The sequence below is a fragment of the Pseudomonas sp. B16120 genome, assembly GCF_044218845.1.
Classification (GTDB): Bacteria; Pseudomonadota; Gammaproteobacteria; order Pseudomonadales; family Pseudomonadaceae; genus Aquipseudomonas; species Aquipseudomonas paracarnis.
Genome location: NZ_CP162588.1, coordinates 2709036 through 2723060, shown reverse-complemented (window position 1 = coordinate 2723060; position 14025 = coordinate 2709036). Strand labels below are relative to the sequence as shown.

14 protein-coding genes are annotated in these 14025 nt (G+C 59.2%); 3 read left to right on the top strand and 11 right to left on the bottom strand.

All coding sequences use genetic code 11. From position 1 onward, the window contains the following. Window positions 1-4: 4 nt before the first annotated feature. The 11 genes from tssK to tssA form a co-directional block, all read right to left on the bottom strand. Window positions 5-1333 (bottom strand): type VI secretion system baseplate subunit TssK, encoded by a 1329-nt coding sequence (tssK, locus tag AB4P90_RS12825; RefSeq protein WP_395605949.1) that lies wholly within the window; start codon window positions 1331-1333, stop codon window positions 5-7. Between the two features lies 1 nt (window position 1334). After that, complete coding sequence (tssJ, locus tag AB4P90_RS12820) at window positions 1335-1820, bottom strand: type VI secretion system lipoprotein TssJ (RefSeq protein WP_395605948.1); 486 nt, start codon at window positions 1818-1820, stop codon at window positions 1335-1337. Window positions 1821-1825: 5 nt separating this feature from the next. Further along, complete coding sequence (gene tagH / locus AB4P90_RS12815) at window positions 1826-3022, bottom strand: type VI secretion system-associated FHA domain protein TagH (protein WP_371359913.1); 1197 nt, start codon at window positions 3020-3022, stop codon at window positions 1826-1828. A gap of 11 nt (window positions 3023-3033) precedes the next feature. Beyond that, window positions 3034-3165, bottom strand: a complete 132-nt coding sequence (locus AB4P90_RS12810) for a hypothetical protein (protein ID WP_014718222.1) — start codon at window positions 3163-3165, stop codon at window positions 3034-3036. A 35-nt stretch (window positions 3166-3200) separates the two neighbouring features. Beyond that, on the bottom strand, window positions 3201-4730 hold the full coding sequence (locus tag AB4P90_RS12805) for a sigma-54-dependent Fis family transcriptional regulator (protein WP_102667013.1): 1530 nt from the start codon (window positions 4728-4730) through the stop codon (window positions 3201-3203). A gap of 104 nt (window positions 4731-4834) precedes the next feature. Further along, window positions 4835-5842 carry a type VI secretion system baseplate subunit TssG gene (tssG, locus tag AB4P90_RS12800; protein WP_395605947.1) on the bottom strand — a complete coding sequence of 336 codons (1008 nt, stop codon included), beginning with the start codon at window positions 5840-5842 and terminating at the stop codon, window positions 4835-4837. Further along, window positions 5806-7593 (bottom strand): type VI secretion system baseplate subunit TssF, encoded by a 1788-nt coding sequence (tssF, locus tag AB4P90_RS12795; RefSeq protein WP_019817600.1) that lies wholly within the window; start codon window positions 7591-7593, stop codon window positions 5806-5808. The genes tssG and tssF overlap by 37 nt, the downstream gene beginning before the upstream one ends. Continuing rightward, the gene (gene tssE / locus AB4P90_RS12790) at window positions 7583-7984 is read right to left on the bottom strand and encodes a type VI secretion system baseplate subunit TssE (RefSeq protein WP_014718218.1); all 402 of its coding nucleotides are present in this window, start codon (window positions 7982-7984) and stop codon (window positions 7583-7585) included. Before tssE ends, tssF begins: the two co-directional genes overlap by 11 nt. Window positions 7985-7998: 14 nt before the next feature. Continuing rightward, window positions 7999-9477: a type VI secretion system contractile sheath large subunit gene (gene tssC / locus AB4P90_RS12785; protein ID WP_014718217.1), complete on the bottom strand. Its 1479-nt coding sequence runs from the start codon at window positions 9475-9477 to the stop codon at window positions 7999-8001. A 27-nt stretch (window positions 9478-9504) separates the two neighbouring features. Beyond that, window positions 9505-10002: a type VI secretion system contractile sheath small subunit gene (tssB, locus tag AB4P90_RS12780; protein ID WP_014718216.1), complete on the bottom strand. Its 498-nt coding sequence runs from the start codon at window positions 10000-10002 to the stop codon at window positions 9505-9507. Between the two features lie 24 nt (window positions 10003-10026). After that, on the bottom strand, window positions 10027-11571 hold the full coding sequence (gene tssA, locus AB4P90_RS12775) for a type VI secretion system protein TssA (protein WP_196770413.1): 1545 nt from the start codon (window positions 11569-11571) through the stop codon (window positions 10027-10029). A 469-nt stretch (window positions 11572-12040) separates the two neighbouring features. On the opposite strand from tssA, the gene AB4P90_RS12770 reads away from it, so the two are divergent. The 3 genes from AB4P90_RS12770 (at window position 12041) to AB4P90_RS12760 (ending at window position 13999) form a co-directional block, all read left to right on the top strand. Then, window positions 12041-12556, top strand: coding sequence for an Hcp family type VI secretion system effector (locus AB4P90_RS12770; RefSeq protein ID WP_014718214.1), 516 nt, complete (start codon window positions 12041-12043; stop codon window positions 12554-12556). Between the two features lie 558 nt (window positions 12557-13114). After that, window positions 13115-13609 carry a DUF1543 domain-containing protein gene (locus AB4P90_RS12765; protein ID WP_014718213.1) on the top strand — a complete coding sequence of 165 codons (495 nt, stop codon included), beginning with the start codon at window positions 13115-13117 and terminating at the stop codon, window positions 13607-13609. A gap of 108 nt (window positions 13610-13717) precedes the next feature. Continuing rightward, window positions 13718-13999 (top strand): peptidylprolyl isomerase, encoded by a 282-nt coding sequence (locus AB4P90_RS12760; protein WP_014718212.1) that lies wholly within the window; start codon window positions 13718-13720, stop codon window positions 13997-13999. The last annotated feature ends 26 nt before the right edge of the window (window positions 14000-14025 follow it).

Sequence of the window (14025 nt, the reverse complement as noted above, 5' to 3'; positions counted from 1 at the left end):
GCATTCAGTTCCTGATGGCCCAGAAGTCGAGTTCAAGCCCGGTGAATTCACCCCCTACGTGGAAAGCGAAACCACCCGACTGTTCCAGCTGTGCGATATCACGGGGGCTCATATCGAGCACGAAATAGGTCTTGCCGGCATGGAAAGGAATCTGTCGCGGCGCCACTGGCAAAGGCTTGACCTTGATACCGGCCAAGTGCAGGTTGACCAACTCGCGTATGCGCTCAACCGGCGCGACTTTCAGGTGGGCTGGCAGGCGCTGGCGCAATTCCTGCGCCTCACACTGCGCGGTGGCCGCCAGGATGAAGGTGGCTGTGCCAAGCAGTTTCAACTCGCTGACCGGGCATACCAGCACCCCGTACTGGCGAGGCTGCAATGCCAACTTGATCGCCTGTTGCTCCAGCACCACCGACAGTGCCGTACGCACCTGCGCCATCAGCCCGCGAAAACTGGCGCCCTGATCGCCGTGTTGATAGTGAACATCCAACTGCGCGCGCTTACTTTCAGTGGTGAAGGTTGATAGCTCCCCGAGCAGCGACACCAGCGCACGGAACACCGCTTCAGGCCGCACCCGCGTCTGGCTCAGGCAGTGGCGCAGCTCCAGCTCACTACGATTGATCACTTGCAGCATCAGGAAATCGGCGATTTGTGTGCCTTGGGTCGTGCTCTCGCCACGAATGCGCGCCGCGATGGCATCGCCCCGACTGGCAAGCAGGCCAATCACCTCCTTGAGACACGACGCCACGTACCCATGCTCCTGCACGAAGATAAACGTCGGGCTGAACGCCGTATCCAGGTTCACACCGCCTTCACCGCTGGCGTCAAGTACCTGGGCCACCTTGAGCTTGATGAAGTGCTGGTCACCCGGCTGTTCACCCAACAGAAGACGTAAGTCCGGGCGCGCGCAGTGGATTCGGCAACGCGTATCCGCCCCCACGTTGGAATCTCCCACTTCCACTTCACAGCTGAGGTAGCGCGCCAACACGTCACTTTGCTCAGGCCGGCGGGCTTCAAGGTGACTGCCGCTGACCAGCGGCAGCGCCAGGTAAACCCCTTGCGCGCCCGAACCCTCTGGCACCTGCACCACCAGCGGCTCCATGGCAGCATTCAAGTCAAACAGGCTGCCGTCCGGCAACACGCCGCTGGCCTGGTTGACCACCAGCTTGCCCAACTTGAGGTACTGCGTATTGAGTTCGAACGTGAGCAAACCCCAGGTGTCACTGCCCAGCAGGCGGGTCTGATTGAGCTGCTGGTGGTAATAACGGTCGTTGTGTTGCAAGTGCTGTGGCCGCAACAGCATGCCTTCCTGCCAGATAACTTTATGAACCTGCATGTTATTGCGCCTCCACACCGGCGAGCGGGTCAGCAACACGTATACCGCCCTGGTCCAGCACCAGCTCGACACGGTTGCGTTGCTGTACCGTCAAGGGCACCAGCAGCCGCCACTGGACATGGGGCAAGTCTCGAAAAGCGGCCACTACTCCCACAAAACGACTATCGGGAGCGATGCGCAGTTTGAGCGCCAGCCGGTCACCCGGGCGCAGCTCAACCTCCTCGCTGCCGACCCAGTCCTTTGGCAGCGTGTGCTGCGCATTGCCATACAGGCTGAAGAAGTCGGCATGTTCAAAGGCAACGCCATGGCGCAGTTCGATCAACTGCACCACCACGGGAGAAGGACGACCGTGCAAGTCCGGGTTGACGTGCTCGCTGGCAGTCAGCACCACGTCCAGCTTGGTCAGCGTGGAAAATGGCGAGACGGCGCTGCAACCCGCCAACAGCCCGCACAAGAGCAACAACGAAACAAAGGTGGCTCGATACATGATTATCATCCTGGAAAATCAATGTGCAGGCTGGAGATCAGGCGCACCTGCTCCTCATAAGCCTTGGCGAAGTCGCCGGCCAACGGGCGATCATTCAACTGTTCTTGCGCCACCACACGCTGGTAGTAACGCTGGTAGGCACGCCACCGCCCGCCATCGGAGAAAAACCCGGCAGGCTTGCCCTGGGACGCAAAACACCCCAACAGATGGCTGGGTTCAAAGACAGCGCGGGCATTACGCATGGCGCTTCGACAAGCGGCCAGCAACGCAACCTGATGCACCTGCAGTTCCAGGTGCACCTGGGCAATGGCGCGCACCGCGGGCAGTTGACCCAACTCCCGGGTATCGAGCATCGCGGATAAAGCAGCATCGGTGTCGCTATACACTTTCAAGGGATTCTGGCCGGAGCCCTGACTGGCGAACGGCGCCATACCCAGTTCGTTATTCAGTTCTTCACGGGTGCGCAAACCTTGTTGCAGCCCTTCGATCGTCACCCGAAACAAGCGTGCCACCTTGATCGCCAATGCCTCCCGGGCCGGTGTGTCGAGGGTCGTCAGGTCCATACCCAGGACCGCTGCAAATTGCGACCAGAACACCTCGTCGGTCGACAGCGTCGACGCGACAGCGGGTACCGCGGTAACCTCCATCGAAGGGTCTTGCCGCCGCGGCAATACCACGTGCTCGCAATCGGCCCCATAGTGATCTGCCCATACCGCTTGCTCATCGGCGCTCTTGTTCAAGGCCTCCAGATCATCCGACGTGGCACGCATCTGCCGATCAAGATCCAAGGCATGCAACGGGTCCAGCGACAGGAAAGCGTCATCGGGGATCGGCACCGCCGCTGGCGCCAGCAGCTCGTCGGAAGGTCGCGGCGATTCCAGCAATCGCGCACGTATCGTCAACACCCCCAGCTCGAATACGTCGCCGTCACTGATCAATCGTGCCTGCCCCTTGCGCAGGCGCTCAGGACTCTTGGCCATCCCGATACCGTTGCGGCTGATATCCGTGAGGAAATAACGTCCTTCACGGTAACCGATCAATCCATGATGGCTGGAGAGTACGCGGCTGGCGTCAGGGATCACCCAGTCACATCCAGGACCACGCCCGATCACGCCGCCTGTACCGTCAAATACTTTGCGGGCCAAAAGTAGGCTCTGGTCGCTTTCGCACGCGCAGACCTCAAACACAAGCTGCAGCTTCATGCCCCCTCCTTTCAGCGGCCACGAATGATCGCCTGCGGGTCACCCATGGGGTGGTACTCGGCATCATCGAACACATAGTTAGCGTTACAGCCTCCCAGCAAACACATCACCAGCACGACGACGTGCCATGGACGATCAGGCATCAGGTTTCTCCCACAGTAAAAATCAAGTGCACCATTCAGCGTTCCTCCCGGGCATCGCCAAAGGGAATGTTCAAACGGGCAAGACGGTAAAGCAGGGTGCGCCGGGCGACCCCCAGCTCGCGCGCGGTGCGGGTGCGATTGCCATGGTTCTTGTGCAGGCAGTCGAGCAGGAACGTACGCTCCACTCGCTCCATCCGCTGGCGCAGCGTCACGTCATCGGGAGTGGCCGGCTCTGGTGCCAGCGGCAGTGCCAGGTGCTCGGGCCGAATCACGCTGTCGTCACACAACAACACGGCGCGTTCCACCAGGCATTTGAGCTCGCGTACGTTGCCGGGAAAACCATGGCTGGACAGTTGATCGAGGGCGGTATTCGCCCATTCGACAGGTGGCCTCCCCAGCGCCGCGCACACCTTGCCTGTGAAATGGCGCGCCAGTTGCAGCACATCGCCGTCCCGCTCGCGCAGGGCCGGTAAGGTGATGGGGAACTGAGCCAGTCGGTAATAGAGGTCTTCGCGAAAGCGCCCTTCGGCGACCATCGCCGCGAGGTCGCGGTGGGTCGCGGCAATGATGCGTACGTCGACCTTATGTGCCGCACTGGCACCCAGCGGGCGAACCTCACCCTCCTGTAATACCCGCAGCAACTTGGCTTGCAAGGGCAGCGGCATATCGCCGATCTCATCCAACAGCAACGTACCGCCATGTGCGGCGTCGAACAGCCCCCCGTGATTGCGATCGGCACCAGTGAACGCACCTTTGCGGTAGCCGAACAGCTCACTTTCAAGCAATCCTTCCGGGAACGCCGCGCAGTTCTGCACGACAAAGGCCTTGGCCTTGCGCGGCCCGGCCGTGTGTATGGCCCGGGCTACCACTTCCTTGCCTGTGCCGGTCTCACCCTGCAACAGCACGGTGTAAGGGGTGTGCAGGACTTTACTGATCAAACGACAGGCCTGCTCCATTGCCGCGCTGGTGCCAATCAGGCCGTATGCGCCAGCCAAGGGTTTGTGGCCTGCGGGCTTTGGGCCGACGTTGGGCTGCCTACCGCGCAGTACGCGTAACCGGTTCACGGCGTAGCTGCCCAAATGCCCCAACGAGGGGGCGTAGCCTTGCAGCTGGGCCGGCTGTTGGCGGGCGCACACCAGCACCCCAGTTATCCGCTCACATTGATTGAACAGCGGCACGATTAATAGCGCACGCCATGGTGTCGCCAATGCGGGCAGAAAACCTGTGTCATGGCCGCTGCCTTGCACATCCTCCAGGCTCAACCCAGTGCCTTGGGTCAAGGCGTCGTGCAGCAACTGTTGGGAATGCTGACCAGGCCGTGGAGGCACGACGGTGAGCGACGACACTTGGGCTAGATGTTGGGCGATCAGCTCAAGCCGGCCGGTCACTTCATCGAGCAGATACAATTGGCTGACGTCAGATTGGCTCAGCCGGGCCGCCGTGCTGACACATCCGTCAGGTAACGCGTGTTCATCACGCTCGAACCCCAAGCGTGCGAAACAGGCAGACAACGCGTCGGCATACCTCAGCGCGTCGGCCCCTCCACCGGGCAGGTTATCGGTCATTGGCTGCACCCGCAGAAATCCACCAGGGCCGACGCTGTTTCCAGCCGTGCTGACAGTGCGCCGATCATGCGTTGCAAATCCCTGTTCATCATGTCCATTCATCCCTAATGAAAATTACGGGTTAGCGTGACTACGCCATCGGCCCGCTCGTGCCCCAGCCAGGTGGTCCAACCCAGGCGGCAAACCGTGTTTTCGCCAATGTGCAGAGCCCTGATCTGACCCTGCGCCAGTACCAGACGCAGGTCGTATTCCAATGGGTCGCGCAGGGTCAGGCGCACCAGCGAACGCAGCGGCTGATAGGCCTTTCCCGTGGGCAGGAAGTCGTGAAAACGCTGCCACCCCAACGCGCGGACATGCACCCTGAACTTGCCACTGCGGTCAGCGACGCGGCGCCCCAGCACCAGGTCCTCGCCAAGCACACTGTTGGCCCGCCCCAGGTCATTGCGCTGGACCGGGCTGATCTCGACCTGGCGTTCAACCCACTGCTCGATAAACAACGCGTCGTGCTTGAAGTAGTAGCGCAGGACCGACTCGATCAACGCCGCCGAGTGCACACGCACACTCAGCAGGCCCAGGTAGGGCAGCAGGCGTTTGCAATCGAGCTGGGAAGCGCCACGGATTGCGGTGCCGCCCAGACCCGTCAAGGCAAACATCTGCTCGGAAAAACCATCATTGGCGCCTGCCCGGAAACACGCCCGATAGCGGTACTTGCGCCAGATCGGAAGCATCAGCCGGTGCAAGCGATGATGGAACATATCCAGGAAATCTCGAGTCGGGTTGCCGCCTGGCTGCTCGGCAAATGCCTGCTCACCATAAAACGCAGGCAGTGGGGACCCGGCGCCAAATAACCCCAGTACATTGAGGCGCAGGCGTGCGCGCAAATGTCCATGCTCCATAAAGAACTCCACTCGGTCGATATCGTGCGCGGCAAAGCCCAAGCCAGGGTTGGCCTGGAACTCCAACTGGTCGTACAACGCGTCCTCATCCAGCAGCGGATGAGCCTCACGCAATCGCTCGATCACCTGCAAAACCGCCTGGAACAACGTGTATTCACGGATACCACGGCAAAGTTGATTCAGAGCAGGGGTTGTTGTCCCGTCAGGGATGGCCATAAATACACGTCTCCTTGTGTGCTGATGACACGCAACTCGTGATGGGAATTGAGGCTGGCATAAAGCGCAAAGAACTGATTGAGGACCGAAGCGAATACAAATAAGTCGCCCTGGCCGACAAAGCCTTGGGAATCGACCGTCAGATCGACCCGCACCCCTCGCACGGGCAACCCACGATGCAGGCGATCCGTCGCCTCATGATGGATGGCGCGCAAAGCCGCCAGTCTTTTCTGGCTGACCTTCAGCGCCTGGCGGTCGTAATAACGCGGCAGGTCGTAGGTTGCGAGAATCGCCTTCAAGGCGTTGATGTCGATCAACGACAAGTAGTTGAGCGACATATTGCTGATGAGATTCCACAGGAAATCCTGGTCCAGGGGCGGTGCGTAGCTCGCCGTTGGCGCGGTGATATTGCGAAACGTCAACGACTCCGGTGTGTGTTCGCCGGGCTGGTTGATATCGCCTGCACGTAATTGCCGTGGCAGGTTGCAATTGGTACAGGTCAGTTCGACCGACAGGGTTTCCTGGCCCTGTTTGCGGCGATTGCCGAACCCCATCCAGGTGTCGAGTCCACCATGTTGAACCGACGAACGTTGGCGAATGCTGTAGCTGGGCGGTGCCGCCACAGGCTCGCTGTGGCAGTCATGTTCAAACGACTCGAACCGCACGTAGGTTTGATAGCCCAAGCCACCGGGGCGCCAGCCGGTGACCCGGTCCACTGAATACACGCTGGCATTGCCCGGCGTGTATTCCCCAGGTACCAAAAGGTACTCGTCCTGTTTACCGTCCAGGCGAATGGGAATTGCATCCTGAGTAAACAGGTTGACGATGGGCGTGCAATACAGCTTTACGTTATCCAAGGTAGGACGCAGGGGCTCGCGGCCCTGACTGCGGAGCTCGAAACGCATCACCAGGCCGTGCGCCTGCCGGAGCAACTCGTGAGACAACGTGTGCAACACCTCCAAGCCTTCGACATCGACAAACAGGTACTTCTCGGGAAACGCGAAGTACTCCTGCAGGTGCCGATAGCCCTCCAGCGTGTTCTGCGGATAAGGAATCAGCGCCTGTTCCTGGGAAAACCCCACTGGCCGGACCTGGTTGGCATTGAGCCGCAGCGTCAGGGGTTGGTCATCGCCGGCGCTGATCGGCAGGCCATCGTGATCCACGAGCTGCAGGCTGATTCCCGCCAGATGACGCAATAGGCCCAAGTACAGGCCCTGACTGATGTAGTGGTCGCCGGCCAGGTGCAGTCGCAGCGAATCGAATTCCAACTCACTGAAGCTGCCGTCGACACTCATGCACAGGCGCAAATCCAACCAGGCCCCTTCGCCCTGGCATTTGTATTCCAGGTCAGTGAGTTGCAATGGCATGACATCGGTGGGATAGCATGTACGGAACTGGCAACGCTCACCGTGGATGGGAGCGCTTTGCACGGCGGTATCCCGAGCCACCCGAACGCTTGGGCCGGCGCGTTTCAACGGGTCGAATTGCAAGATGCTGAAGGCCGGTATCGGGCGCATGTAATGGGGCCAGAGCAAGTGCATCAACGAGTGCGTCAACTCCGGCAGTTCGTCATCCAGCTTTTGACGCAAGCGCCCGGTCAGGAATGCAAAGCCCTCCAGCAAGCGCTCGACATCCGGGTCCTGGCCCGCTTCGCCGAGAAACGGCGCCAGGGCGGGATTACGTTCGGAAAAACGTCGCCCCAGTTGGCGCAACGCACTGAGTTCGCTTTGAAAATAACGGTTAAGCGTCATTGGCACAGACCTCAACCCGCCCGGTATCCGTGAGGCGCGCGTGGAACACTACAGGATGCAGTACGCCCTCAATCATCCGCTCAGCCTCAATGGCGAATGCCAGGGACAAGGAGTCACGCACAACCGGCAACAGCCTGACACGTACGTTCGTCAGCCGCGGCTCATAGGCCTGGATAAAACGTTCGATATGCAGCCGCGACTGGCTCAAGGACTCATGCAAGCTGAGCCGCATGTCATTGAGGTCAGGCAAGCCATAATCAGGCAGCGTCTGGACACTGCCCGCACGAGTGCTGAGCATTTTCCCCAAATGTGCGGCGATGGACGCCACGGTGGCACCCGGGTTAGACGCCCCCTGCTCGAGGCGTTCGAAAAGGCTGTTGTGCTCAAGCATGCCCTGGCTTCTGCTCATTCTTTATCGAGCTTCCCGACCAGGGACAACGTGAAGTCTGCCCCCATGTATTTGAAATGCGGGCGTACCGTAACGTTGACCCGGTACCAGCCAGGCTCGCCCTCGACATCGCTGACGACAATGCGCGCAGCGCGCAAGGGGCGCCGCCCGCGCACCTCGGCACTGGGATTTTCCTGGTCCGCCACGTATTGGCGAACCCATTTGTTGAGCTCCAACTCCAGGTCCGTCCGCTCTTTCCACGCGCCCAACTGCTCCCGTTGCAGCACTTTGAGGTAATGAGCCAGGCGGTTGACCACCATCATGTAGGGCAATTGGGTGCCCAAGCGGTAATTCAGCTCTGCCGCCTTGCCCTCCTCACTGATGCCGAACGATTTGGGCTTCTGCACGGAGCTGGCGGAAAAAAACGCTGCGTTATCGCTGCCCTTGCGCATGGTCAAGGCGATGAAACCTTCTTGTGCCAGCTCGTACTCACGTCGGTCCGAAATCAGCACCTCCGTAGGAATCTTGGTTTCAATCTCGCCCATGCTCTGGAAGTGATGCAGCGGCAGGTCTTCGACCGCCCCGCCGCTTTGCGGGCCAATAATGTTGGGGCACCAGCGAAAGCGCGCGAAGCTGTCGGTCAGGCGAGTGGCAAAGGCATAGGCGGTATTGCCCCACAAGTAATGCTCGTGGCTGTTAACCACGTTCTCCTGGTAGGCGAAGGTCTTGACCGGGCACTCAAGGGGGTCATACGGGGTGCGCAGCAAAAAGCGCGGCACGGTGAGGCCAATATATCGTGCGTCTTCGCTCTGCCGGAAACTTTGCCATTTGGCAAACTGCGGGCCTTCGAAATGGTCCCGCAGATCCTTCAGGTCGGGCAACCCGGTGAAGCTTTCCAAGCCGAAGAAACTTGGCCCCGCTGCAGCGATAAAGGGCGCGTGGGCCATGCCGGCGACGCTGGATGCGTATTGCATCAGTTTCACATCGGGCGCACTGGGCGAAAGAAAGTAATTGGCAATGATCGCGCCCACTGGCTGACCGCCGAACTGACCGTATTCGGCGCTATAGACGTGCTTGTATAACCCGGACTGGGTAATTTCCGATGAATCTTCGAAATCATCCAACAGGTCCTCGCGCGAAACATTCAGCAGTTCGATCTTGATGTTCTCGCGAAAATTGGTGCGATCGACCAGCAACTGCAAGCCTCGCCACGAAGCCTCCAACGCCTGGAAGTCCGGATGGTGAAGGATCTCATCCATTTGTTCGCTGAGCTTGGTGTCGATCTCGGCGATCATCCGGTCGACCAGGCGTTTCTTTACGGGTTCGTCACAATTATGTGGCTTGACCAGCTCTGCGATAAACGCCGACACGCCGCGCTTGGCGATGCCATAAGCCTCGTCGTCGGCGCTGAGCAATGTCTGGGAAATGATGTTATCGAGGATGCTACCGCTTTCGATAACCTGTACGGGTTGCGTGCCGTGTTGAATGGTGGTCATGGTGTCAGTGTCCTTTTACTGAAAACGTCAGGCTTGAGGCCTATCCAGGCCCAGTTCGGCGAGCACTCGTGCGCGAGAGTCACCATTGGCCAACGCCCGCTCGATAGCGTTGCGAAAGCTGGGCGTATTGCCCAGCGGTCCCTTGAGCGCCACTAATGCCTCACGCAATGCCATCAACTTTTGCAATTGCGGGATCTGCTCCACCAGGTTCGCGGGGTTGAAGTCCTTCATGGTGTTAATTCGCACCTGAACCGGCAGTTCTTCCACGTCGGCTGCATCCTGGAGGCGGTTGGGAACGCTCAGCGTCAGGCTCAATGCTTGCTTGGCCAACACCTCGTCAAAGGTGTGCTTGTCGATACCGATGGGCTTGCGATCTTCGAGTTTGCGTGGGTCCGCGCGCTGGGAAAAATCCCCCAGCACCAGCAGCTTCAACGGCAGTTCGACATCTTCCTGAGCGCTACCGACCGCGGGTTTGAAGGTAATATTGATACGTTCCTTGGGGGCTACCGAACCGTCTTTGGCCATGGTGCTTCTCCTTTTGATGAGGCGCTATTCAAGTACTGCTTCCAGGTCGAAATGGCATAACCGGCGATGCAGGGTGTCTTTTCCGTCTTGTACGGCTTGGTTTTGTGGCAACAGGTCGTAGCAGCGATACAGCAGTTGGCCCACTTGCATGGCCAGCTCCGGCTCCCAACTTTCCAGGCCCGTGCGCTGTAATTGCAGGTCGAGTTGTTCCAGCTGGATCCTGGCCAGGTCATGCTTGCCGGCCGCCACACACAACCTGGCCAGCGCCAGGTGCCAGTGAAAACGCGCTCGATCACCGCTCGCCGCCCGCAGCCCTTGCTTGAGCACACTCACCGCGGCCTTGAGCCCGTCTTTGCGCAGGCAGGGCATCACCGCCTGCAACGCGGCTTCCCAGGGCTGAGCAGCGCTGTCGACGACGACATTGGAGGGCTCAGGCTTGTGCAGGTGACGCATGACGTGAAATGCGATCCACTCACCTGTCGCGGAGTCGGCAAAGGGCGTGCCGTCCTCGAACCGATACTCAGGCAGGTTCGGCAGGCGATGCAGCAGCAGAGCAAATTGCATTTCCAGTTCGGTCATGGCGAGGTCTGCGTGCAAGGCCTCCAGGCACTCCCAGACCATGCGCAAACCATCGAACCAGAACATTGCACCGGCCAGGCTGACCTCGAGTTCAAGCAACAGATCGGCGTAATGGCCTTGGCTGAAGCGGTCTTGATAGCGCTTGCGCTTGTCGGTAGCCAATGGGCGCAGCGCCGTGACGCGCTCATTATTGGCGTCGGGATAATTGACGAGCATCAGCCAGGCCAAGGTTCGGCCCAGGCGCAAGGCGCGCGGGTCGGCCGCATCCTGACGCAACCACCAGGTACATAAAGGCCGAGCCTGCTCCTGCAATGCGCGCAGCCGTTTGTGCGCGTCTTTTTCGTTATTGAGCGGTTGCTCGGGGGCCGGCAGCGGGCTTGGCGCAGGTTTGACCCGGGCAATGACGCCCGCGACGTCGCCAGGTTCGGCAGCAGCCTGGGCCAAGCGCGCCGACAGCTGCCGGCGAACCGGCAACAGCAGCGGCGCCTCGCTGCCAAGCTGTTCACCCCATATCTGATCGAGACATTCGAGGTGTTCCAACAGCGCCTGGAATAAAGGCCGTTGATCACTGAGCGGCAGGTTGTGCGCGCACGCTTGCTCAAGGCGCAACACCAACCAGCCAAACGCCGCAACGCGGGTACGCAGCTTAACTGGATAGACCTGCGTCCAATGGTGCTCGCAGAGTTCGCGCAGCACACCGAGACCAGCCAGCAACCCAGCGAATGAATCACGCTGATACAGGGCCCAGGTCAACCAGGCGGCGACGCGCAGATCCTTGGAATGCTCACGCAAAATGCACTCGCTGATCTCGCTGATCTTCTGCCAATCCGGCAGCCCCGCACCATGAATGGAGTGAGCCTTGCCCAACTCGGTTTCCAGCACCTCAAACTCGTTTGAAAAACGCATGTCGCTACCAACAAAACTGCTTGGCGAACACGCTGTCCGGGCAAGTTCCTGGCAATAGGCATATAGCTGTTCTGAATAAACTATTTTGGGCTGCACACAACCATCCAAGGCAAAATAGGCAAAATTAACGTCGTTGTTAAAAACCTTTTAACTTCCGTTCAAAACACATCGAAGTGAACGAACCTTAGCCACGAAAAAAACAATCAGCAAGTAACGGAACGGAACTTAAGAAACATCCTACGCAGCTTGAAAATAAAGACATGCGCAGTTATTTGCGCAGTCTATCCAACTAGAAAACACTCTCAAGCGCCCACAGCCTTGCATTTACAAAAACACATGACATGAGCAACTAAGTGCGCATAGGCGTGCAACTAATAGCGCTAAAAACTCACCCACAGCCCTACAACAAATTCTCAATAACGGCCACTGAGTCTTCTTCGCCCTTATTTCATTGAGCCTCACACTTTCAGGCACGCTTCTTGTTAAAGGCACTTGACCGCTCAGCGCTCTCGCTGCCCGGCAATACCTACTCAATCAGGCAAGGAAACCCGTCATGCCCACACCCGCGTACCTCTCCATCACTGGTGTCAAACAAGGTTTGATTACGGCAGGCACATTTACCCAGGACTCGGTAGGCAACATTTATCAGGAAGGCCATGAGGACCAGATTCTGGTGCAGGCGTTTGCTCATCAGGTGATCATTCCCCGCGACCCGCAATCGGGCCAGCCGACCGGTCAGCGCGTGCATAAACCCCTGATGATCAGCAAGGTTTTCGATAAATCCTCACCCTTGCTGTTCAGCGCCCTGACCACCGGCGAAGAAGTGTCCTGCCGCCTGGAGTGGCTGCGCACCTCCTCGGCCGGAACCCAGGAGCACTACTTCACGATTGAACTGGAAGGCGCCACCATCGTTGACATCCAATCTCGCATGCCCAACTGCCAAGACCCAGACAACGCCCACTTTACCCACCTGGAGGATGTGCACTTCACCTATCGCAAGATTATCTGGACTCACGAAGTGGCCGGGACGTCCGGCTCGGATGACTGGCGCAGCCCAGTGACGGGTTAACGCGAGCAGTAAAGACGGTAACCACGATGCGAAGCGAGCCGCTGTTGATCTTGATCTGCTTTTGATCTTGATCTCAGGCGCCCCGTTAAACCACGCTGGCCGAACGCAGGCTTGAATTCGTGGCTAACCCGGCAGGACGCCGGGTTAGCCGCCCCGCGCCATGGATGGCGCGTGGCGGCGGCCCACGGATTCAAGCCTGCGTTCGGGCACACCGAGCCCAAGCGAGGTGCCGAGTGGTGGGGCAAGAGCGCTTTGCTTACTTTCGCGCTTTTCGAAAGTGAGCCGCCGTTGGGCGGAACCCTAGGTGGCCGTTACCGCAGAAATGGATATGTACACAATCCAACTGTGTTGACTGCCAGGCCGCCTTCGCTAGCAAGCCAGCTCCCACAGTTGGATCCTGGGGTGTCAGGTAGATAGGTATTGCTTGTCAGGGCGTTATCGCAGGCAAGCCAGCTCCCACAGGTTCAGCGTCGCGACACACAGGCCTCATCACAACCGGACAAACCAGCTCAATCGCAGTATGGTTGCCCTCTAACCACTCCCCAGGAAACACCGGTAATGCTGTTTGTCGTCATGCTCGGGGGAAAGCACCCGCGAGCCAGGATCGAAGTACACGATGTGGTATTCGCAGTGGCCGATACCCTGCAAGCCACCTACCCACAATTACGCGACGCCTGGTTTGGCAGCCCCAAAGGCGTACACATCGATTCATGGATGGCCGTCGATGGCGTCGACGGCTGGAAGGTTGAACTGAGCCACCTGGCGCCCCACGGCGATGCGCCGCGCCTGTACTTCATCAACCTCGGCGGCTACGAGGCCAATAGCTTTGGCGAAGCCCACCACTACCTGCTGGTGGTCGCCCGTAACAAACAGGAGGCCATGCGCAAAGGTAAGCAGCAGATGCTCAGCCACTGGTCCCAGGCCCACACCGACACGGTGCTGGATATCGACGATTGCCTGCCCATCGACCTGGTGGACGGCCGCTATATCCACCTGGTGCAAGCAGCGCACCAAGCGATCGTGCAGCGCAACGACTATCTCGTACTGCCTTGAACCGGCATGACCTAAACAGCGGCGACTGAAAACCCAGTGGAACTTTGCCGAGAAATAACCGCCTGAATCCGGTACGCTCACCGTTTTTTACTCTAGGAGTTACTCACCATGGCCAAAGCCACCGCCCGTCACATCCTCGTTGCCTCTGAAGACAAGTGCAACGAACTCAAGGCCCAAATCGAAGGCGGCGCTGATTTCGCAGAAGTCGCTAAAGCCAACTCCAGCTGCCCATCCAGCCGTCAGGGCGGTGACCTCGGTTCATTCGGCCCAGGCCAGATGGTCAAGGAATTCGACACCGTGGTCTTCAGTGCCCCGGTCAACACCGTGCAAGGCCCGGTGAAGACCCAGTTCGGCTATCACCTGCTGGAAGTCACCAGCCGCCAGGATTGATTCAATCTGCGCTGATGCTATAAACA